The organism is Streptomyces sp. NPDC059373 (genome assembly GCF_042751495.1).
Taxonomy (GTDB): domain Bacteria; phylum Actinomycetota; class Actinomycetes; order Streptomycetales; family Streptomycetaceae; genus Actinacidiphila.
The window spans coordinates 391,499-411,817 of record NZ_JBHYXC010000001.1; the positions used below are offsets into that span (position 1 = coordinate 391,499).

At 73.1% G+C, this 20,319-nt stretch carries 20 protein-coding genes; 7 read left to right on the forward strand and 13 right to left on the reverse strand.

Annotated features, from left to right (window positions below; all coding sequences use genetic code 11):
• Positions 1-56: 56 nt before the first annotated feature.
• Together rocD and ACFXJ5_RS01800 are read left to right on the forward strand one after the other, a co-directional pair.
• Complete coding sequence (gene rocD / locus ACFXJ5_RS01795; RefSeq protein ID WP_384626537.1) at positions 57-1,271, forward strand: ornithine--oxo-acid transaminase; 1,215 nt, start codon at positions 57-59, stop codon at positions 1,269-1,271.
• 84 nt (positions 1,272-1,355) lie between these two features.
• Entirely contained in the window at positions 1,356-2,180 is an 825-nt protein-coding gene (locus ACFXJ5_RS01800; protein ID WP_384626539.1) for a hypothetical protein, read from the forward strand.
• 70 nt (positions 2,181-2,250) lie between these two features.
• On the opposite strand, the gene ACFXJ5_RS01805 is transcribed toward ACFXJ5_RS01800, so the two are convergent.
• Positions 2,251-2,712, reverse strand: a complete 462-nt coding sequence (locus ACFXJ5_RS01805; RefSeq protein ID WP_384625409.1) for a carboxymuconolactone decarboxylase family protein — start codon at positions 2,710-2,712, stop codon at positions 2,251-2,253.
• Positions 2,713-2,754: 42 nt separating this feature from the next.
• On the opposite strand from ACFXJ5_RS01805, the gene pdxR reads away from it, so the two are divergent.
• Positions 2,755-4,173: a MocR-like pyridoxine biosynthesis transcription factor PdxR gene (pdxR, locus tag ACFXJ5_RS01810; RefSeq protein WP_384625412.1), complete on the forward strand. Its 1,419-nt coding sequence runs from the start codon at positions 2,755-2,757 to the stop codon at positions 4,171-4,173.
• Between the two features lie 10 nt (positions 4,174-4,183).
• Here the strand turns inward: pdxR and ACFXJ5_RS01815 are convergent, their stop codons facing one another.
• The 9 genes from ACFXJ5_RS01815 to ACFXJ5_RS01855 form a co-directional block, all read right to left on the reverse strand.
• Positions 4,184-5,023 carry a hypothetical protein gene (locus ACFXJ5_RS01815; RefSeq protein WP_384625415.1) on the reverse strand — a complete coding sequence of 280 codons (840 nt, stop codon included), beginning with the start codon at positions 5,021-5,023 and terminating at the stop codon, positions 4,184-4,186.
• Positions 5,020-5,562, reverse strand: coding sequence for a hypothetical protein (locus ACFXJ5_RS01820; RefSeq protein WP_384625418.1), 543 nt, complete (start codon positions 5,560-5,562; stop codon positions 5,020-5,022). The genes ACFXJ5_RS01815 and ACFXJ5_RS01820 overlap by 4 nt, the downstream gene beginning before the upstream one ends.
• A complete protein-coding gene (locus ACFXJ5_RS01825) occupies positions 5,559-7,286 on the reverse strand; it encodes a hypothetical protein (RefSeq protein ID WP_384625421.1) in 1,728 nt (575 codons plus the stop codon). Before ACFXJ5_RS01825 ends, ACFXJ5_RS01820 begins: the two co-directional genes overlap by 4 nt.
• A gap of 287 nt (positions 7,287-7,573) precedes the next feature.
• A complete protein-coding gene (locus tag ACFXJ5_RS01830; protein WP_384625423.1) occupies positions 7,574-8,563 on the reverse strand; it encodes a malate dehydrogenase in 990 nt (329 codons plus the stop codon).
• A 182-nt stretch (positions 8,564-8,745) separates the two neighbouring features.
• Complete coding sequence (locus tag ACFXJ5_RS01835; protein WP_384625425.1) at positions 8,746-9,648, reverse strand: DUF2690 domain-containing protein; 903 nt, start codon at positions 9,646-9,648, stop codon at positions 8,746-8,748.
• An 86-nt stretch (positions 9,649-9,734) separates the two neighbouring features.
• The gene (locus ACFXJ5_RS01840) at positions 9,735-10,538 is read right to left on the reverse strand and encodes a helix-turn-helix domain-containing protein (RefSeq protein WP_384625428.1); all 804 of its coding nucleotides are present in this window, start codon (positions 10,536-10,538) and stop codon (positions 9,735-9,737) included.
• A gap of 98 nt (positions 10,539-10,636) precedes the next feature.
• Positions 10,637-11,854 carry an NADP-dependent isocitrate dehydrogenase gene (locus ACFXJ5_RS01845; protein ID WP_384625430.1) on the reverse strand — a complete coding sequence of 406 codons (1,218 nt, stop codon included), beginning with the start codon at positions 11,852-11,854 and terminating at the stop codon, positions 10,637-10,639.
• Positions 11,855-11,903: 49 nt separating this feature from the next.
• Complete coding sequence (locus ACFXJ5_RS01850; protein ID WP_384625432.1) at positions 11,904-12,299, reverse strand: DUF3017 domain-containing protein; 396 nt, start codon at positions 12,297-12,299, stop codon at positions 11,904-11,906.
• A complete protein-coding gene (locus tag ACFXJ5_RS01855) occupies positions 12,289-13,143 on the reverse strand; it encodes a bifunctional methylenetetrahydrofolate dehydrogenase/methenyltetrahydrofolate cyclohydrolase (protein WP_384625435.1) in 855 nt (284 codons plus the stop codon). Before ACFXJ5_RS01855 ends, ACFXJ5_RS01850 begins: the two co-directional genes overlap by 11 nt.
• Before the next feature lie 133 nt (positions 13,144-13,276).
• On the opposite strand from ACFXJ5_RS01855, the gene ACFXJ5_RS01860 reads away from it, so the two are divergent.
• Together ACFXJ5_RS01860 and ACFXJ5_RS01865 are read left to right on the forward strand one after the other, a co-directional pair.
• Positions 13,277-14,050 (forward strand): RDD family protein, encoded by a 774-nt coding sequence (locus ACFXJ5_RS01860; RefSeq protein WP_384625437.1) that lies wholly within the window; start codon positions 13,277-13,279, stop codon positions 14,048-14,050.
• An 87-nt stretch (positions 14,051-14,137) separates the two neighbouring features.
• Positions 14,138-14,743 carry a hypothetical protein gene (locus tag ACFXJ5_RS01865; RefSeq protein WP_384625440.1) on the forward strand — a complete coding sequence of 202 codons (606 nt, stop codon included), beginning with the start codon at positions 14,138-14,140 and terminating at the stop codon, positions 14,741-14,743.
• Positions 14,744-14,797: 54 nt separating this feature from the next.
• On the opposite strand, the gene purH is transcribed toward ACFXJ5_RS01865, so the two are convergent.
• Both purH and purN read right to left on the reverse strand, forming a co-directional pair.
• A complete protein-coding gene (gene purH / locus ACFXJ5_RS01870) occupies positions 14,798-16,357 on the reverse strand; it encodes a bifunctional phosphoribosylaminoimidazolecarboxamide formyltransferase/IMP cyclohydrolase (protein ID WP_384625442.1) in 1,560 nt (519 codons plus the stop codon).
• Complete coding sequence (gene purN / locus ACFXJ5_RS01875; protein ID WP_384625445.1) at positions 16,354-16,956, reverse strand: phosphoribosylglycinamide formyltransferase; 603 nt, start codon at positions 16,954-16,956, stop codon at positions 16,354-16,356. The genes purH and purN overlap by 4 nt, the downstream gene beginning before the upstream one ends.
• Positions 16,957-17,174: 218 nt before the next feature.
• Between purN and ACFXJ5_RS01880 the strand changes: the two genes are divergently transcribed.
• On the forward strand, positions 17,175-17,960 hold the full coding sequence (locus ACFXJ5_RS01880) for a hypothetical protein (RefSeq protein WP_384625448.1): 786 nt from the start codon (positions 17,175-17,177) through the stop codon (positions 17,958-17,960).
• A gap of 15 nt (positions 17,961-17,975) precedes the next feature.
• Here ACFXJ5_RS01880 and ACFXJ5_RS01885 read toward each other — a convergent pair whose 3' ends face one another.
• Entirely contained in the window at positions 17,976-19,301 is a 1,326-nt protein-coding gene (locus ACFXJ5_RS01885) for a cell division protein PerM (protein WP_384626542.1), read from the reverse strand.
• Positions 19,302-19,389: 88 nt separating this feature from the next.
• Here ACFXJ5_RS01885 and ACFXJ5_RS01890 point away from each other — a divergent pair, with 88 nt between their 5' ends.
• The gene (locus ACFXJ5_RS01890; RefSeq protein WP_384625451.1) at positions 19,390-20,214 is read left to right on the forward strand and encodes a sigma factor-like helix-turn-helix DNA-binding protein; all 825 of its coding nucleotides are present in this window, start codon (positions 19,390-19,392) and stop codon (positions 20,212-20,214) included.
• Positions 20,215-20,319: the final 105 nt, after the last annotated feature.

Consider the following 20,319-nt stretch of genomic DNA (forward strand, 5'->3'; position numbering starts at 1 on the left):
AGGTGCCTGGCGTGACCAGCACGACCGGCACGACCGGGGTGACCGGTACGACCGGCGTGACGACTGCTTCCGGTCGGCACATCGCCGCGGCCGAGGCGCACAGCGCGCACAACTACCACCCCCTCCCGGTCGTCGTCGCCTCCGCCGAGGGCGCGTGGATGACCGATGTCGAGGGCGGCCGCTACCTGGACATGCTGGCCGGCTACTCGGCGCTCAACTTCGGCCACCGCAACCAGCGGCTCATCGACGCGGCCAAGGCCCAGCTCGACCGCGTCACGCTCACCTCGCGTGCCTTCCACCACGACCGCTTCGCGGAATTCTGTACGGAGCTGGCCGCGCTCTGCGGCATGGAGATGGTCCTCCCCATGAACACCGGCGCGGAGGCGGTCGAGACCGCCGTCAAGACGGCCCGTAAATGGGGCTACCGGGTCAAGGGCGTGCCCGCCGGCCAGGCGAAGATCGTGGTCGCCGCCGGCAACTTCCACGGCCGCACCACCACGATCATCAGCTTCTCGACGGACCCGGAGGCCCGGGCCGACTTCGGGCCCTACACCCCCGGCTTCGAGATCGTCCCCTACGGCGACCTCACCGCGATGGAGGCGGCGGTCGACGACCGTACGGTGGCCGTGCTCCTCGAGCCCATTCAGGGCGAGGCCGGCGTCCTCGTGCCCCCGCTGGGCTACCTGGCGGGCGTACGGGCGCTCACAGCCGCGCGCGGCACGCTGTTCATCGCCGACGAGATCCAGTCCGGCCTCGGCCGCACCGGGCGCACCTTCGCGTGCGAGCACGAGGGCGTCGTGCCGGACATGTACGTGCTGGGCAAGGCTCTGGGCGGCGGCGTCGTGCCGGTCTCGGCCGTGGTCTCGTCGGCCGATGTGCTGGGGGTCTACCGGCCCGGCGAGCACGGCTCCACGTTCGGCGGGAACCCGCTGGCGTGCGCGGTCGCGCTGGAGGTCATCGCGATGCTGCGCACCGGCGAGTACCAGCAGCGCGCCACCGAGCTCGGCGACCACCTCCACCACGAGCTGGGCCGGCTCGCCGCGACCGGCGCGGTCACGGCGGTACGGGGCCGGGGCCTCTGGGCCGGCGTCGACATCGCCCCTGAGCGCGGCACCGGACGCGAGGTCTCCGAGCACCTCATGGAGCGCCGCGTCCTCGTCAAGGACACGCACGGCGCGACCATCCGGCTCGCCCCGCCCCTCGTCATCTCCAAGGAAGACCTCGACTGGGGGCTCGACCAACTGCGGGCGGTGCTCGACGCCACGAGCTGATGGGGCTCGCCGCGTGCTGATCGGGACGGACCGGTTTCTCGACGCCCCTCCCGCTCGGGTTAGGTTCGCCGCGTGCTGATCGGAATGGTGTGCGCCCTCGGGGCGGCGGTTTGCTTCGGCGTGGCCTCGGTGCTGCAGGCGCTCGGCGCACGGGCGGCGGAGGCCGGGAGCGGCTCGGGGGTCGACGCGCGGCTGCTGGTGCGGGCGCTGGGGCAGTGGCGGTACCTGGCCGGGCTCGGCGTCGACGCGGTCGGCTTCGTACTGGAGATCATCGCGCTGCGGCGGCTTCCCATCTACGCGGTGGGGGCGGCCCTCGCGGCGAGCCTGGCCGTGACGGCGGTGACCGCGTCCCGGCTGCTCCGGATCCGGCTGTCGGGGGCCGAGTGGGGCGCGGTGGTGGCGGTCTGCGGCGGCCTGGCGATGCTGGGGCTCGCCTCGGGGGCCGAGGGCAAGGGGTCCGGGGACACCGCGCTGCGGGTGGGCGTGCTCTGCGCGGCGGTCGCCGTCCTGGCGGTCGGCGGCGCGGCCGGCCGGCTCCCCGGACGGGCCCGGGCCGCCGTGCTGGGGCTGGGCGCGGGGTTCGGCTTCGGCGTGGTCGAGGTCGCCGTCCGGCTCATCGACGACCTCGCCCCCAGCGCGGTGCTGGCCAACCCGGCGACGTACGCCCTGCTGATCGGCGGCGGGGCGGCCTTCCTGCTGCTCACCTCCGCACTGCACCGCGGGTCGGTGACCGCGGCCACGGCCGGCATGGTCATCGGCGAGACGATCGGTCCCGCCCTCGTCGGCATCGCCGCCCTCGGCGACCGCACCCGCGACGGCCTCGCCCCCCTCGCCACCGCCGGCTTCGCCCTCGCCCTCCTCGGCGCCCTCACCCTCGCCCGCTTCGGCGAGCCCGCGCCGGCGGCGTAGTGCCCGGGGCACCGCCACGCCCCTGCTGGGAGCCGCGACGGCTTCGTCGGCGACCTCGGGCTGGGGCCGGCTAGCGCAGGGCCGGGGTCAGGCGGGTGGAGACGCCGATGCGGTTCCAGGCGTTGATGGTGACGCACATGGCGAGGAGGCGGGGGAGTTCGTCGGCGTCGAAGAGGCGGGCGGCTTCGGCGTAGGTGGGGTCAGGGACACCGTGGTCGCCGAGGAGGGTGACGGCTTCGGCGAGGGCGAGGGCGGCGCGCTCGCGGTCGGTGAAGAAGGGGGCTTCGCGCCAGACGGCGACGGCGTAGAGCTTCTGCTCGGAGAGGCCGAGCTTGCGGGCGTCGGCGCTGTGCATGTCGAGGCAGAAGGCGCAGCCGTTGAGCTGGGAGGAGCGGATCTTGACGAGTTCGGCGACGGCGGGTCGAGACCGGCGGAGGCGGCGTCGTCGAGAGCGATCATGGCCTGGTAGAAGTCGGGGGCGGCCTGGGAGAGGCTGATGCGGGTGGGGCTGGTGGATGTCGTCATGGGTCAAAGCTAGGCCCGTAAAGGCCCTGGCCCGTGGTCCAATGAGGGCGTGAACGACTGGGCCAATTCAGGGATCGACCTCCATCTGGAGCTGACCGCGGGCGGCGGGACGCGGGACGCGGTGGAGGGCGCGTTGCGGGAGGCCGTGCGGGACGGGCGGCTGGCGGCGGGGACGCGGTTGCCGGCGACGCGGGTGCTGGCGGCGGACCTGGGGGTGGCGCGGAACACGGTGGCGGACGCGTACGGGCAGCTGGTCGCGGAGGGGTGGCTGACGGCGCGTCAGGGATCGGGGACGAGGGTCGCGGCGGGCGCGGGGGCGGGGGCGGCGCAGCGCGTCGCGGCGGCGGTTCCGGAGCGGGCGGAGGGTGAGCGGTACGCGTACGACCTGCGGCCCGGGTCGCCGGACCTGTCGGCGTTTCCGCGGGCGGCCTGGGCCGCGGCGGCCCGCAGGGCGCTCGCGGCGGCGCCGAACGAGGCGTTCGGCTACCAGGACCCGCGCGGGCGGCCGGAGTTGAGGGGCGCGCTTGCGGAGTATCTGGCGCGAGTGCGCGGCGTGCGGACGGATCCGGCGCTGATCGTGGTGTGCACGGGGTTCGTGCAGGCCACCGGGCTGCTGGGCCGGGCCCTGCGTGCGGAGCGCGGAGCGCGGCGGATCGCCGTGGAGGCCCTGGGGTATCCGGATACGCGGACGATCCTGCGGGGGGCGGGGCTGGAGACCGTATCCCTGCCGGTGGACGAGGACGGGGCGCGGGTCGAGGGCCTGACGGACGCCCGGGCGGACGCGGTCCTGCTGACGCCGGCGCATCAGTTCCCGGCGGGGGTGCCGCTGTCGCCGGCGCGGCGGACGGCGGCCGTGGCCTGGGCCCGGGCGGGCGGGGGCGTGGTGATCGAGGACGACTACGACGGCGAGTTCCGCTACGACAGGCAGCCGGTGGGCGCCCTTCAGGGCCTCGCCCCCGAGCACGTCGTGTACGCCGGCACCGCGAGCAAGAGCCTCGCCCCCGGACTGCGGCTGGCCTGGCTGGCACTGCCGGCCGCCCTGCTGGACGCGGTGGCCGCGCAGAAGCGGCTGGCGGACCATGTCTCGCCGGTCATCGACCAGTTGACGCTCGCCGAGCTGATCGCCTCGGGCGCGTACGACCGCCATGTGCGGCGGATGCGGCTGCACTACCGGCGCCGCCGCGACCGCCTCACCGCCGCCCTGGCCGAACGGGCGCCGGGCGTACGCGTGTCGGGCATCGCCGCCGGACTGCACGCCGTGCTCGAACTGCCGCCCGGCGCCCCGCCGGTGGCGTACCTGGTGTCGCGGGCGGCCCAGCGCGGCCTCGCCCTTCAGGGGCTCGACGCGCTGGGCGGCGAGGCGGGCGCCGGCGGCCAGGCCCTCGTGGTCGGCTACGGCACCCCGCCCGAGCACGCCTTCGCGGGGGCGGTGGACACGCTGTGCGGGCTGCTGTCCGCGATCCGCTGAATCAGCCTGGTCAGTCCTGGCCCGAGCAGGGGTCCACGCCGTCGCAGAAGGAGCCGATGACGTTGGCGAACACCGCCTGCGTGTCGGTCCATTCGTCGCTCGGGCCGGCGACCAGGAGGTAGTAGATGGTGCTGCCGTCGCTCGTGAGGAAGGCGTGGTCGATCGCGCTGCGGGGTCCGGACTTGGTGTTGGTGTACGAGTATGCGAGCTCCGCCGGCGCCGAGGCGTCCGTGTTCGCGTCCGTGCCTGTCACCTGGAAGCTGATCTGCTGGTAGTCGGCGCGCTTGGAGAGGTCCTCGGACTCGACCGTCTGGAGCGCTTCGTACGGGGTCCTGCCGTGGGCGGCGTCGCTCCCGATCTGGATCAGATGCTGCTTCTTGTTGTCGGGGGTGTAGTAGATCTGGTCGCCGTCGACGACCCGCTTCCAGCCGACCGGCACGTACAGCGCGAAGCCCTTGTCGTCCGTGACGGCCTGGTAGCCGTCCGGGAGCGTCGGGTACGCGGATTCGGTCGGCGTCGGACTCCCGCTCGCGTACGGGGACGAGGAGGAGGTGTCCGTGTACGTGTCCGTGGGCTCGGCGTAGCCGGACGCACTGCTCGAGCCGCCCGCCAGGGGCTGCTGCGGCTTCGGGTCGCCCTTGGCCAGCCACAGGCCGCCCGCGACCAGCACGCCGACGGTGACCACCGCCAGCGCCGCCAGCAGCGGGGGTGACAGCCGCGGCCCCGGGGGCGCCACCGGCTCGGGGTAGGGGCCCGGCGGGGTGGGTGGCATCGGCGGGACGGGGCCGGGGGGCAGGGAGGTGTCCGGACTCGCCCAGCGCTGGCGGTCCGCGTCCCAGCGGGCGGTCATGACAGCAGCCCCCGGATCGCCACCGCGACCGCCACCGCCGACTGGAGCCCGGCGAGGGCCGCGTTGCCGGTGGTCAGCCGCTCGCGCAGCCGCTCCAGCCTGGTCGGCTCGGCGCGGCCGGTGCGGGTGATCTCGTCCTCGACCCCGGCGAGTTCGCCGTCGACCTCGTCGATCTCGGGACCGGGGGTCAGCAGCCCGAGGTGCTGCCGCAGCAGCGTCACGGCAGCCAGCAGCTCCTCGTGGCTGCCGTCCGCGCGCTGCGCGTCGTACACCGCCTCGCTGCCGTGGCCCGCCGCGATCGCGCCGCCCGTGACGTGGCCGCCGACCACGGCCCCGCCGCTCGGCACCGCGGACGGCGGCGCGACGGGTGCGGGCAGGTCGGCGACGGGGGCGCCGCCGGTGCCCTTGCTGCTGTCGGTCGCGCGGGATTCCCGGCCGGTCGCGATGGCGCCGCCGGTGACGGAGCCGCCGACGAAGAGGCCTCCGCCTCCGACCGCCTGCTCTGCGTCGTCGTTCTCGTGATCATGCTGCTGCGTCATGTGCTGCTGCTTCCCCCCGCGTTGGCCTGCGCGCCCGCACCGCTGGCGATCGCGCCGCCGCTCATCGATCCACCGATGAAGACGCCGCCGCCCGCGACGTTGACGACCTGCTGCTCGAACTCCCCGGTCTCGTAACCCTGCGAACGCAGGGCCTCGCGCACTCCGTTGACGATGCGGTCCTGGACCGTCTTCACGTACCGGCTGATGTCCATCTCCTGGAACAGCCACACGCCCGGCATGCTGCCGAGCTCCCGCACCGACGCCGCCGGGGCGTCCGGCAGGGCGTGGCGCGGGTCGGACAGCCACAGGCGGAAGGTGCCGGCGATCGTCCGCCCGGCCGAGAAGGCGGACGCGACGCTCGCGGTGGGGCTGGTGAACAGCGCACGTACGGCTTCGCGCAGCACCCCGCTGCCGCTCTGGGCAGCGATGGCGTCGCCGCGCTTGTACTCGGCCCGGATCGGGCTCAGGACGTGCGGTACGACCTCCAGGACGAGCATGCCGCCCTGCGTGTGCACGCGGACCAGGATGGTGGTGACGACCTGCTCGTCCCACGCCCCGACCCGGATCCGCAGGAAGAGCCGGCGGGCCTCGGCGCCCTCGTCGACCGACCCCTCGATGTGCCGGGCGACCTCGTCGGGAGCGTACGAGATGAGGCCTCGCGGGGGTCCTGCCGGCAGGAAGACGCACTCCTCCAGCTCCAGATCCTTCAGCCGGTCCCGGCTGGTGGCGGCGGACGCGTCCCGCAGCCGCTCCAACTGCGGCCTGATCAGGTCCAGGACCTGGCGGCTGGTGAGCCGGTCGGACCTCCCCTCGGGCTTCTTGCGCTTCAGCTCCAGGGCGAAGGACCACGGCTCGTACGTCTCGCCCGCGCCGATGAAGGGCCGGAACGGGTCGTAGATCATCAACGCCGAGTGCTGCTCCCGGTCGATCGCGGCACCGATCCGCTGATAGCGCTCGCCGGGCGGAAGCGTCGCGCGCGGCAGCCGTTCGAAGGCCTCGGGGCTCAGCTCGTGCCGGAAGACGGCGGCGATGCGGTAGCGGTGCCAGGCGATCACGGCCGTGATCAGCAGCGGGAAGAGCAGCCCCTCGGGGGTGTCTCCCTGGCTGACCGCGACGATCGCGGCAATCCAGTACACGATGGCGGTGAAACGGCCGTAGAAGACGAAGTAGCGGGCCAGCCACTTGCGCCACCGGGAAATCCCGGCCCGGCTCGCCTTGTCGCGTTCCTCCACGTACGTCGCCGTGCCTCGGCCGCCGATGACGCGGGCGAGGAACAACTGCAGGCAGATCCACGCGTACGCGAGCGCCCACGGCGCCTGCCCCGCGACCCCGGTCCAGTCCAGGGACGAGGACGACGCCCCGGTGTACGGGTCGTACGAGGTCGAACTCAGCGACCCGTCCGAGGCGGCGAGGTCCATCCAGAAGAACCCGATCCACACCGCGAGCAGCAGCGCCGCCGTCTGCCACTCCTGCGCCCTGGCCCGCAGCGCATGCGCCAGCACCGGGACGGCGTCCACCCCCAGCGAGGGCGCCACCGGACGCTCCTCGTGCTCCACCAGCTCCTCTATGACCCGGCTCCGGAAGCCCGAGTCGAGGTACACCCCGGCACAGAGCAGCCGGGTCGCCTCGCTGTGCGCGGGATGCCGCGCCGGCGACGGCGCGGGCGACGTCGCGCGCTGCGCGGGCAGCGGTGGCGGTGAGGGTGGCGCCGGAGTCGCGGCCACCGTCGGTACGTACTCTGCTTTGCCCTGTTCCACTCGTCCCCCGAATGTGAACTGCCGTTGCGTACGTCACATTGTAGGGAGCGCAACGGCCCGCCGACGCACGCTTTTCGAAGGTGCGTTGACGGGCCGTCAGGGTGTTACGGGGTCAGATCAGGCGCTCAGATCAGGCCGAGCTCGCGGACCGCGGCGCGCATCAATTCTTGATGGCTCCCCTCGCACTGCTCGGCCCCAGGGGGCCTCACAGGCTTCGGGAAAGCCGCGTCGGACTCCGCCCGCCGGGAGCGCGCTCAGATCAGGCCGAGCTCGCGCACCGCGGCGCGCTCCTCTTCGAGCTCCTTGACGGAGGCGTCGATGCGGGCGCGGGAGAAGGCGTTGACGTCCAGGCCCTGGACGATCTCGAACTTGCCGTCCTTGGCGGTGACCGGGAAGGAGGAGATGAGGCCCTCCGGGACGCCGTAGGAGCCGTCGGAGACGACACCGGCGGAGGTCCAGTCGCCGTCGGCGGTGCCGTTGGTCCAGGTGAAGACGTGGTCGATGGCGGCGTTGGCGGCCGACGCGGCCGAGGACGCGCCACGGGCCGCGATGATCGCGGCGCCACGCTTGGCGACGGTCGGGATGAAGTCCTCGGCGAGCCACTTCTCGTCGTTGACGATCTCGGCGGCGTTCTTGCCGGCGACCTCGGCGTGGAAGATGTCGGGGTACTGGGTGGCGGAGTGGTTGCCCCAGATGGTCAGGCGGCGGATCTCGCTCACCGGCACACCGGTCTTCTTCGCCAGCTGCGAGATCGCGCGGTTGTGGTCCAGGCGGGTCATCGCGGTGAAGCGGTCGGCCGGGACGTCGGGCGCGGAGGCCTGCGCGATGAGCGCGTTGGTGTTGGCCGGGTTGCCGACGACCAGGACGCGGATGTCGTCCGCGGCGTTGTCGTTGATGGCCTTGCCCTGCGGGCCGAAGATGCCGCCGTTGGCCGAGAGCAGGTCGCCGCGCTCCATGCCGGCGGTGCGCGGGCGGGCGCCCACGAGGAGGGCTACGTTCGCGCCGTCGAAGGCCACGTTCGGGTCGTCGCTGATGTCGATGCCCTGGAGGAGCGGGAAGGCGCAGTCGTCGAGCTCCATGGCGGTGCCCTCGGCGGCCTTGAGCGCCGGCGTGATCTCCAGCAGGCGCAGCTTCACCGGCACGTCCGCGCCGAGCAGCTGGCCGGAAGCGATACGGAAGAGCAGCGCGTAGCCGATCTGGCCTGCCGCTCCGGTGACGGTGACGTTGACGGGGGTGCGAGTCATTGCCTTCTCCTGGCCTTCTCCTGCTGGAACCCTGGCCGCCCCGGCAGCGTCCCTCTGCCCCGGAACGTGGATCTCTCGGCATCAAGAGACCCAGGCCAGGCTATACCCGCCCACGACGCGCTCGCGCCCCACCCACGTGTGGCCCCGACCACCTTTCCACGGCGAGCGAAGCGAGGTGGGGGTCAGGCGCCGCGCGGCGTGCAGCCGTGCACGCCCGTGTTGAGCGTGGCGCAGGCCTTCGCCGCGGAGGGCGCGGAGACGGCGAGCATGGGGGTGTAGGCGGCCGCGGAGCCGCCGATGCGGGTGCGCTCGGTGGAGCCGGAGGCAGACGTGACGGAGATGGCGTCGCCGGGGGACGCGGCGGAGATGCGGGCCCAGACGGTGCCGCAGGTGTGGCTGTAGCGCATTTCGACGTAGGAGCCGCCGACCCAGGTGGCGGCGGCGGTGCGGGCGTACTTGCCGCCGCAGCCCATGGCCTCGGGGTCCTTGCCGGTGCAGGAGTCGCCGGCGCATTTGACGCCGGAGGGGAGGCTCTGGGCCGAGCCGGAGGTGGATGGGGACGCGGAGGGCGTGGCGGCCGCCCGTTCGGGGGCGGAGGGGCCGCGGAGCAGGAACGTCGCGCCGAGGACGGCGAGTACCACGACGGCGATCCCGGTGAGGAAGAGCAGCGCCCGCCGGCGGCCCCGGCGCCCGCGGCGCGGCGGTTCGCCGTCACCACCGTCCCCGCCCACATCGGGCGGAGGCCCGAACTCCCCGAGGGCGGCCCGCGCTTCGGCCACCAGGTGGGCCTGGATCGTGGTGTCGTGCCGGGCCTCCGCCCGGCTCCAGGCGCGCTCGGCGAGTTCCCAGAGCGTCGTGAGGTGGGAGGGCTCGGTGTCGGTCACCTGGGCGAGGGCGACGACGGCGTACTTGGGCGGCAGGAGCCTGCCGTTGAGATAACGCTCCCACGAACTCCGGCTGTAGCCGGTCGCCTCGGCGAGCTGCGCGATGCTCACCCCACTGCGCTCGATCCGGCGCCGCAGCAGGGCCGTGAACTCCCTGATCTGCGGGTCCAGATCGTCCCCCAGCGCCCGCCAACGGGCCATTGCCACCCTCCTGTCCCCCGGTGCCGAGAATGATGCCTTTCCGACCTACCCAAGGGGATGCGAGGAACACGCGATACGGTTCCGCGTCACCCGCCGACGCAGACGTTGATGATGATCACGCCCAGGCACAGCCCGCCGCCCGACGTGGCCGACGCGGAGGGCGAGGCCGAAGCGGAGGCCGTCGGGGCCGTGGTGGGGGTCGCCGACCGGGTCGCGGGCGGCGCCGCGGTTCCCGTACCGCCGCCTCCCGGGGCGCGGGACGTGGCGGTGCCGGTGTCCGCGGACGTGCCGTCGACAGGACTGGCGGAGGCGGCGTCGGGGCCGGCGTCGCGCGCTGCGGACACCGGCGTGCCGCTCCCGTCGCCGCCCGGCGCGGTGCCCACCGGTAACCCGCCGGGGAGCTGCGTGCCGGTGCGAGCCGATGCCGGGGGCGCCGAAGTGGCGGGCGCCTGGGCCCGTCCGGTGCTGCTGTCCGCCGTGAGGCCGGCCAGCACGAGCAGGCCGAGCGCGGAGGCCGGCACCAGGCCGAAGCCGGCCACCAGGAGCCTCTTGCGCCACCGGTGCGGTTTCGGCAGCCCTTCGGCCGGGGCGAGCGGGTCGAGCGGGTCCGGGTCGGGTACGTACGTGCCGCCGCCGCGGTCGGCCAACTCCCACAGGGCGCCGAGGCGTTCGTAGTCGGCCCCGCAGAGCTGGCCGAGCACTTCGACCGCGTCACGAGGCGGCACCTTGGCGCCGTTGAGGTAGCGCTCCCAGGACTCCGTGCTCTGCGACGTACGCGCCGCCAGCGTCGGCACGGCGAGGCCGCTGCGGTCCTTCATCCTGCGCAACTGCACAGCGAGCCGGCGCGCGTTGGCGCTCATGGTGTCCGGCAACGGTTCCCACAGCGTCACGGCGGTCCCCTCCCCCACGTCCCGCGACCCACGTTAGAACGCCAGTGCCCTGCCCGGAGCGTTTTCCGGACAGGGCACCAGAACGGACGAAGTCGGTCTCAGACGGCCAGCTTCTTGCGCAGGTTGTCATCGATCGCGGCAAGAAAGTCCTGGGTGGTGAGGTACGGCTGGTCCTTGGAGATCAGCAGCGCCAGGTCCTTGGTCATCTGGCCGTTCTCGACGGTCGTGACGCAGACCCGCTCCAGGGTCCCGGCGAACCCGGTGACCTCGGGGGTGTCGTCCAGCTTGCCGCGGTGGGCGAGGCCGCGGGTCCACGCGAAGATCGAGGCGATCGGGTTGGTGGAGGTGGGCTTGCCCTGCTGGTGCTGCCGGTAGTGGCGGGTCACCGTGCCGTGCGCGGCCTCGGCCTCGACGGTCCTGCCGTCGGGGGACATCAGGACGGAGGTCATCAGGCCCAGCGAGCCGAAGCCCTGCGCGACGATGTCGGACTGGACGTCGCCGTCGTAGTTCTTGCAGGCCCAGACGTAGCCGCCGGACCACTTGAGGGCGGCGGCGACCATGTCGTCGATGAGGCGGTGCTCGTAGGTGAGACCGGCCTTCTCGAAGTCGGCCCGGAACTCGGCGTCGAAGATCTCCTGGAAGAGGTCCTTGAACCGGCCGTCGTACTTCTTGAGGATCGTGTTCTTCGTCGACATGTACACCGGGAAGCCCCGGTCCAGGCCGTACGCGAACGAGGCCCGCGCGAAGTCGCGGATCGACGCATCGAGGTTGTACATGGCCATGGCCACACCGGGGCCCGGGAACTCGTACACCACGAGCTCGACGGGATCGGAGCCGTCCTTCGGGGTGAAGGTCAGGGTGAGGGTGCCCTCGCCGGGGACCTTCAGGTCGGTGGCGCGGTACTGGTCGCCGAAGGCGTGGCGGCCGACGACGATCGGCTTGGTCCAGCCGGGGACCAGACGCGGCACATTGTCGATGATGATCGGCTCGCGGAAGATCACACCGCCGAGGATGTTGCGGAGGGTGCCGTTCGGGGAGCGGTACATCTCCTTCAGGCCGAACTCCTCGACCCGGGCCTCGTCCGGCGTGATCGTCGCGCACTTCACGCCGACGCCGTACTCCTTGATCGCGTTCGCCGCGTCGACCGTGACCTGGTCGCGGGTGGCGTCGCGGTGCTCGATACCGAGGTCGTAGTACTTCAGCTCGATATCGAGGTACGGCAGGATCAGCTTGTCCTTGATGAACTGCCAGATGATGCGGGTCATCTCGTCACCGTCGAGCTCGACGACGGGATTGGCCACCTTGATCTTCGCCATGGGAGCAAGCTACTCGGCCCACCCCCGTGACCCCGGGAACCGCACCGGGTCAGCGCACCGAGAACCGGACGATGTCCTCCAGGAACGGGATCTCCAGGATCGGGTTCGGCTGCGCCATCAGCGCCAGCAGCACGATCACCGTGCCGAGGAACCCGTACGTGATCACATCGGTGAACCGGCTTCGCACCGCCAGCATCCCCACCGACGGCATCAGCCAGCGCAGCCCGGCGCCCAGCAGCAGCCCGGCACCGATCAGCACGATGCCGGCCCGGAAGCTGCCCGCCGCCGTCAGCAGCAGCCCGACGGCGACCGCGCCCAGCACCGCCAGGATCGGCCACTGCCGGGCCGGGGCGGGGGCGTTGGGCCCTATCGCACGGCCGCCGCCCTCGGGGCGGGCGGTCGTACGCGTCCAGGCCGGGAAGCGCCTGCTGCGCTCAGCCGACATGACCCTCGGCCGCCTCTACGACGTTGGCCAGCAGCATCGCGCGGGTCATCGGGCCGACGCCGCCCGGGTTCGGCGAGATCCACTCCGCGACCTCGGCCACGCCGGGGTGAACATCGCCGACGATCTTGCCGTCGGCGTCCCGGCTGACGCCCACGTCGAGGACGGCCGCGCCCGGCTTGACGTACTCGGGCTTCACCAGGTGCTGGACACCCGCCGCCGCCACGATGATGTCGCCCTGGCGCAGCTGGGCGCCCAGGTCACGGGTGCCGGTGTGGCAGAGGGTGACGGTGGCGTTCTCCGACTTACGGGTCAGCAGCAGGCCGATCGAGCGGCCCACGGTGACGCCGCGGCCGACGACGACCACATGCGCGCCGTTGATCTCCACCTTGTGGCGGCGCAGCAGCTCCACGATGCCGTTCGGGGTGCACGGCAGCGGGCCGGGCTCGTTCAGCACCAGCCGGCCGAGACTCATCGGGTGCAGGCCGTCGGCGTCCTTGGCCGGGTCCATCAGCTCCAGGACGCGGTTGGTGTCGATGCCCTTGGGGAGCGGGAGTTGGACGATGTAGCCGGTGCACTCGGGGTTGTCGTTCAGCTCCCGTACGACCGCCTCGATCTCCTCCTGGGTCGCGGTGTCGGGCAGCTCGCGCTGGATGGACGCGATTCCGACCTCCGCGCAGTCGCGGTGCTTTCCGGCGACGTACCAGCGGCTGCCCGGGTCGTCGCCGACCAGCAGCGTGCCGAGGCCGGGGGTGATGCCCCGCGACCTGAGCGCCGCGACGCGGGTGGACAGTTCGGACTTGATCGCGGCGGCAGTGGCCTTGCCATCGAGAATCTGGGCGGTCATGCCCCCCATCCTCTCAGGTCCGCGTACCGCCGCCGTACAAGCCGCTGGACAGGGCAGCCAGCGGGCCACGACGATGTGACGTCGTCCCAATCATCACTCCGGACTCATCGTCCCCGCTCGGAGGAATCAGCACGTGAGTTATCCGCCCGGTCCCAGCAATCCTTACGGCCAGCAGCCGCCCCAGCAGCCGCAGCAGCCCCAGCAGCCTCCGCAGCAGCCGTACGGCTACCCGCAGCAGCCCCCGGCCGTCCCGCAGCAGCCGCAGCCCGGCTACGGCTACCCGCAGCAGCCGCCCGCCCCCCAGGGCTTCCCCCAGCAGCAGGGCTACCCGCCGCAGCAGGCCGGCTACCCCCAGCAGGGCGGCTATCCCCCGCAGGGCGGCTACCCCAGCGGCTACCAGGGCGGTTACCCGGGCGGGCCGGTCCCCGGCATGCCGCCGTACGCGAGTTGGGGCGCGCGCTTCGGCGCCCTGCTGCTCGACGCCCTCATCTTCAACCTGATCCCGGGGATCCTGTTCATCGTCGGATACAGCCAGCTGATCAGCTCCGCGCTCGACACCAGCTGCGACTACTCCGGCACCTACAGCTCCTGCTCCAGCCCCAAGACGCCCGGCAGCGCCATCGTCCTGCTGCTGCTCGGCGCGCTGCTGTCGTTCGTCGCCGCGCTGGTCATGTGCTACCTGGAAGGCACCAAGGGCCAGACCCCGGGCAAGAAGGCCCTGGGCATCAAGGTGCTGCGCGAGATCGACGGCCAGCCGCTCGGCTTCGGCATGGCCTTCGTACGCCGCCTGTGCCACGGACTGGACGGTGCCGCCTGCTACATCGGCTTCCTGTGGCCGCTGTGGGACGACAAGAAGCAGACGTTCGCCGACAAGATCGTCAAGTCGGTTGTCGTCAAAACGCAGTAATCATCCGATAAAAATGACGTGGCGTCCCCTCCCCCGGACTCCGTCCGGGGGTGCCCCCAGCTCGCATCCGCTCGGAGGAAGACTCACGTGAGTTACCCGCCAGGTCCCAACAACCCGTACGGCCAGCAGCCGCCCCAGCAGCCGCAACAGCCGTACGGGTACCCGCAGCAGCAGCCCCAGCAGCCGCAGCCCGGCTACGGCTACCCGCAGCAGCAGCCGCCGCAGGGAGCTCAGCCCTACGGTGCCTATCCGCAGCAGCCGCAGGCTCCTTACGGCTATGCGGGTGGCCCCGAGGTCATGCCGCAGGCCCCGAAGACGGCGCGCACGCTGCTCTTCGTACTGGGCGGCATGGAGATCGTCGCCGCGCTGCTCGTCTTCGTCGGCGCCGCCGCTCTGTCGGCGCTCGACGACACGAACACCTCGTCCCTGCCGATCGGAGTGCTGTGGTTCGCCGGGGTGTTCGCCCTCGCGCTCGGCGCGCTGTGCATCGCGATGGGCACGAAGTTCAAGACCGGCGGCCCGGGCACGCGTACCGGGGCGATCGTCATGGGTGCGCTGGTCCTGGTCGGGGGCGTGATCAACCTCTTCAGCGGAGGCATCTTCGCGGTGCTGCCCCTGGTGCTGGCCATCCTGGTCATCGTCTTCTCGGCCAAGGCCGAGACGGCGGCCTGGTTCAACCGCCCGCGTTACTGAGCCGTCGCGTACGAAAGCCGCACCTCGTCGAGGTGCGGCTTTCGTACGTCCGTATCAGTGGAAGAAGTGCCGCGTGCCGGTGAAGTACATCGTCACGCCGGCCTTCTTCGCGGCCTCGACGACCAGTTCGTCGCGGACCGAACCGCCCGGCTGGGCCACCGCCTTGACGCCTGCCTCGGCCAGCACCTCGAAGCCGTCCGGGAAGGGGAAGAAGGCGTCGGACGCGGCGTAGGAGCCGGCCGCGCGCTCGGCGCCGGCGCGCTGGACGGCGAGCTTGGCGGAGTCGACGCGGTTGACCTGGCCCATGCCGACGCCGACCGTGGCGCCGTCCTTGGCGAGCAGGATGGCGTTGGACTTGACGGCCCGGCAGGCCCGCCAGGCGAAGGCCAGCTCGGCCAGTTCGCCGTCGGACAGTGCCTCGCCGGTCGCCAGCGTCCAGTTGGCCGGGTCGTCGCCGTCGGCCTGGAGGCGATCCTTCTCCTGGAGGAGCAGGCCCCCCTCGATCGGCCGGAACTCCTTGACGGCGCACGGCGCTTCGGGGGCCCGGAGGACGCGGATGTTCTTCTTGCGGGCCAGCACCTCGACCGCGCCGTCCTCGTACCCCGGCGCGACGATGACCTCGGTGAAGATCTCGGCGACCTGCTCGGCCAGCTCGACGGTCACCGGCCGGTTGACGGCGATCACCCCGCCGAAGGCGGACAGCGGGTCGCAGGCGTGGGCCTTGCGGTGGGCCTCGGCGACATCGGAGGCGAAGGCGATACCGCAGGGGTTGGCGTGCTTGATGATCGCCACACAGGGCTCGTCGTGGTCGTACGCCGCCCGGCGCGCGGCCTCGGTGTCGACGTAGTTGTTGTACGACATCTCCTTGCCGTGCAGCTGCTCGGCGGAGGCGAGGCCGGGCGAGCCGTCGACGTACAGCGCGGCGCCCTGGTGCGGGTTCTCGCCGTAGCGCAGCACGTTCTGGCGCTCGTAGGTGGCGCCGAGGAAGTCCGGGAAGGGGCTGTCGTCGGCGGGGGCGTACGCGTTGGCGAACCAGCTCGCGACGGCCACGTCGTAGGAGGCGGTGTGCTGGAAGGCCTCGGCGGCCAGCCGCTTGCGCTGCGCCAGGTCGAAGCCGCCGTCGCGGACGGCGGAGAGCACGTCGGCGTAACGCTGCGGGCTGACGACGACTGCCACGGACGGGTGGTTCTTGGCGGCGGCGCGGACCATCGAGGGGCCGCCGATGTCGATCTGCTCGACGCACTCGTCGTCCGAGGCCCCGGAGGCGACGGTCTCCTTGAAGGGGTAGAGGTTGACCACCACGAGCTGGAAGGGCTCGACGCCCAGTTCGGCCAGCTGCCGCTGGTGGTCCTCCAGGCGCAGGTCGGCGAGGATGCCGGCGTGCACGCGCGGGTGCAGCGTCTTGACCCGGCCGTCCAGGCACTCGGGGAAGCCGGTCAGCTCCTCGACCTTGGTGACCGGCACCCCGGCGGCGGCGATCCTCGCGGCCGTCGAGCCGGTGGAGACCAGCTCGACCCCCGCCTCGTGGAGGCCGCGCGCCAGCTCCTCCAGTCCGCTCTTGTCGTAGACGCTGACCAGCGCGCGACGGATCTCCCGCTTGCTCTCGGCACTCACGGCAACAGAACCTTTCGTCCCTCAATGCGATACCCATCGCGGGACAGCCGCCCCACGACGTCGACGAGCAGCCTTCGCTCGACTTCCTTGATGCGCTCGTGGAGCGCTTCCTCCGTGTCGTCCGGGCGGACCTCGACCGCACGCTGCGCGATGATCGGGCCGGTGTCGACCCCGTCGTCGACGAAGTGGACCGTGCAGCCCGTGACCTTGACCCCGTACGCGAGCGCGTCGCGCACCCCGTGCGCGCCGGGGAAGCTCGGCAGCAGGGCGGGGTGCGTGTTGACGATGCGGCCGCCGAAGCGGGCCATGAACTCCTTGCCCACGATCTTCATGAAACCGGCCGAGACGACAAGGTCGGGCTCGAACGAGGCAACGGCCTCGGCCAGCCCTGCGTCCCACTCCTCGCGGCTGCCGAAGTCCTTCAGCTTCGCGACGAACGTCGGCAGCCCGGCACGCTCGGCACGCTCCAGGCCGACGATGCCCTCGCGGTCGGCGCCGACCGCGACAACGTTCGCGCCGGCGTCCAGCAGGGCCTGGAGGTTGGTGCCCGAGCCGGACACGAGCACGACGAGACGGGAGGGTGGGGGAAACGCAGCCACGGCAGGTGGTCCCTCGGGGAGTTGCGGCGATATGGAGGATCGTACGAGTCGGGGGGCCCTGAGATTCCAGGGAACCCTACGAGGCCGCCGACCGTCAGCAACGATACCGGCACACCGAACGGCCCCCACGGGACGGGGGAGCGCGCGGACGGTAGCGTCTGCTGAGGAGTAAGGGCGTACGCGCGTAGCGGACGTGACGTATCTGACACGAGCAGGGGATGACTCGAGCAACCATGAGCAGCGGCCGCAGCACCACCACCCACCGCGTGGCGACCGCGCTGCGTGAGCGGCGTCCCCAGGACAACCCGTTCGCCCCGCCGCCCGAAGACGCTCCCGAGCAGCCCTGGCAGCCGCGCCGGCCGGAGGACTCCTCCGGTCCCGAGGACGAACGCCCCGCTCCCCCGCCGCCGCCCGCCTGGGGCGGCCAGTGGAGCGACCAGCGGCCCGGCCGGCAGTCCGGCGGCCTCGGCGGCGGTCCCCGTCCCGGCCCCGACTCCGGTCCCGGCTCCGGCGGCAACGGCGCGGGCGGCCCCTCCGGGCCCCGCTTCGACCCGACGGACCCCGCCCAGCGGCGGGCCCGCTACGCGCTGCTCTCCGGCATGTGGGGCCTCTTCTTCGCCCTTCTGGGCTGGACGTCCTTCTCGCTGCTCCTCGGCGCGCTCGCCCTCTACTGGGGCATCTCCGCGCTCCGTATGAAGCCCGAGCAGCGTGCCGACGCCCGCGCCGCCGCTGCCGCCGCCCTCTCCCGGGCTCCCGTCCACGACGAGGACCCGCGCCCCCAGGCCCCGTCCGGCGAGCTCGCGGAAAAGCCCCAGCGCACCGCCGCCCTCAGCGGCATCGTCGCCGGCAGCCTCGCCATGCTCCTCGTCGCGGCCACGTACACGATCCACTTCGTGTACCAGGACTACTACTCCTGCACCCGCGACGCCCTGACGTCCGCCTCGCGCGCCGCCTGCGCGGATCTCCTCCCGACGCCCCTGCGTTCGGTCATCGACAACGGCTGAGCAGACCCCGCCGGGTCACTCCCTCGGGTCACCGGCCCGGTGCCGCCCCGGCGGCACCGACGGGAACTCCGTCAGCGCGTCCGTCTCGGACTCCTCCCGCTCCGGAAGGCCGGCCGGCTGCTCGGCAGGCAGCTCGACGGCCCCCGTCGGCGCGGCCGGCTCCACGTCCCGCAGCCGCCACCACCGGAGACCGAGCGCCAGGGGCAGCCCGACCACCAGGGTCCAGGCGCACGCCGCGGCTCCCGTCCGCCACGCGGAGGGCCCGAAGTCGGCGAGCGTCCCCTCCCCGAGCGGCCCGGAGGCGACAGCCGCGAGCCCCGCGGCCACCACGCCGCACAGCCCGGCCGCGCAGGCAGCGACGGCCGCCGTGCCCCGGTTCGTACGCCCCACCGCGAAGTGCGCGACCGCCAGCGCGGCACCGGCGGGGATGGCGAGGACGGCCCAGCTCAGGGGCGTACCGCCGCCCTGCCCGGGCAGGGCGGCCAGCAGCGGGAAGTCCGGGAGCACGGGGTAGCCGGAGGCACCGGCCGGGGCGACGACGCTGCCCGCGCCGATGCTGAAGCCGGGACCGAGGGCATAGGCCGCGCCCCACACCGCCGCGTTCGGGACGAGCGCGATGGAGACCAGCAGCACCGCGAACTTCCCGGCCACGGAATCGCTCAGCTCCCCGAAAGCCCCGGCGGACGCCCCCGCGTGCCACACCAGCGACACCCCCGTCAGCAGCGCCCCGCCGCCCAGCAGCACCGCGAGCCCCGCTGCGGCGGCCCGCAGCGTCCTGACGGCCCCCTCGTGCGACACCGCGCCGGGCAGCGGAATCGGCGGCCGGCCGCGCTCGAACCAGGCCCCGGCGGCGGCCGCGAGCAGGGCGAAGACCGGCAGGTGCAGCAGTGCGCCGAGCGCGTCGCTGCGCACCGGCCCGTACGAGGTGTAGAGCACGGCGCAGCCGCCCACCGCCGTATAGCCGCCGGCCAGCCATCCCAGCGCGGCCCAGCCGACCTCGCCCTCGTCGGCCGCCGAGTCCGCCCCGGCCCGGTACAGCAGCCATGCCGGAAGCGCCGCCAGCAGCAGCGGCGTCAGCCCGGCGGGTGCGGGGGCCCCGCCGAGCGTCTCCATGCGTACCAGGCCCGTGCCGTGGGCCAGCAGCCAGACATCGGCGGCGACGTGCAGCGCGCCCTGGATGCCCCCGCTGTCGGGGTACGGGGAGATGATCCACAGGAAGAGGACGAGCACGGCGGTGGCGCCCAGCCCCAGGCCTGCGGCCGCCACCCCTCCCGCGAGCGCCGAGGGCGCCCTCTCCGGCAGCGACGGCAGGGGCGGCGTGCGGTCGTTGCGGTCGGTCATATGGGTCACGCCACCCCATGCTGCCCTGAAGAACCCCTTTTGCCCCGGCAGCGTGGCGAGTGGTAACCGTGTCGCCGAATATGACGCTATGCGGCTTATCGCACGATCATGCACCACCCCGGCGGCGGCGTTCGACGCGCTCCACGTGCACTGCGCGGGTCCCGTCCTCCGCCAGGTCGAGCTGCTCACCGGCAACTCCCGGCTCGCCCGCCGCTCCGTGCGGCGCGCCTTCGTCGTCGCCTGGCAGCACTGGCCCACCGTCGCCGTCGACCCGGACCCGGTGGGCTGGATCCGCGCGGCCGCGCACGACTACGCCCTCGCGCCCCGGCACCGCTGGACCCCCCTGCGCCGTCCGCGCCGCCGCGCCCGCGCCGGTCCCGGGCTCGCCCTGCGCACGGCCCTGCTGCGGCTGCCGCCCGCCTCGCGCCGCGCGTTCCTGCTCTACGACGGCCTCGGCCTCGACCTCCCCGAGGCGGCCGCCGAGACCGCCGCCAGCACGGCCGCCGCCGCCGGCCGCATCATGCGGGCCCGCGCCAAGCTCGGCGAGGACGCGGCCGCCCGGCTGCACCCGCTGCTCCGCGAGGCCCGTACGGCCCGGCCGGCCGGGCCCGTGCTGCGGCGCCGCAGCGAGCGCCGGGTGCGGCGGCAGACGGCCGGGGCGGTGGGGCTGACGGCGGCCTTCGCGCTGTGGACGGGCGTGACGACCGTGGCGGACCCGGTGCAGTGGATCACACCGCCGGCCACGGCCTCCGTACGCGGCCCGGAGCCGCCGGACCGGCCCATGGCCGCGGAACCGGCCGCCGAACCCGCCCCCGTACAGCAGGACGCCCCGCAACTGCGCCGGGACACGATGCGCTGCGCGCCGTACGACCGGTGGTGCGGGGCGGTCGTGCCGCGCGAGCCCTTCCACTGAAGGGCAGGAAAAAACGGCGGTGGGGCGGCCCCCCCCCCCCGACCCCGGCCCCCCCCCCCCGCAGATGGGGGGGGGGGACCCCCGCAGAGACCGCCGCGCCCCCGC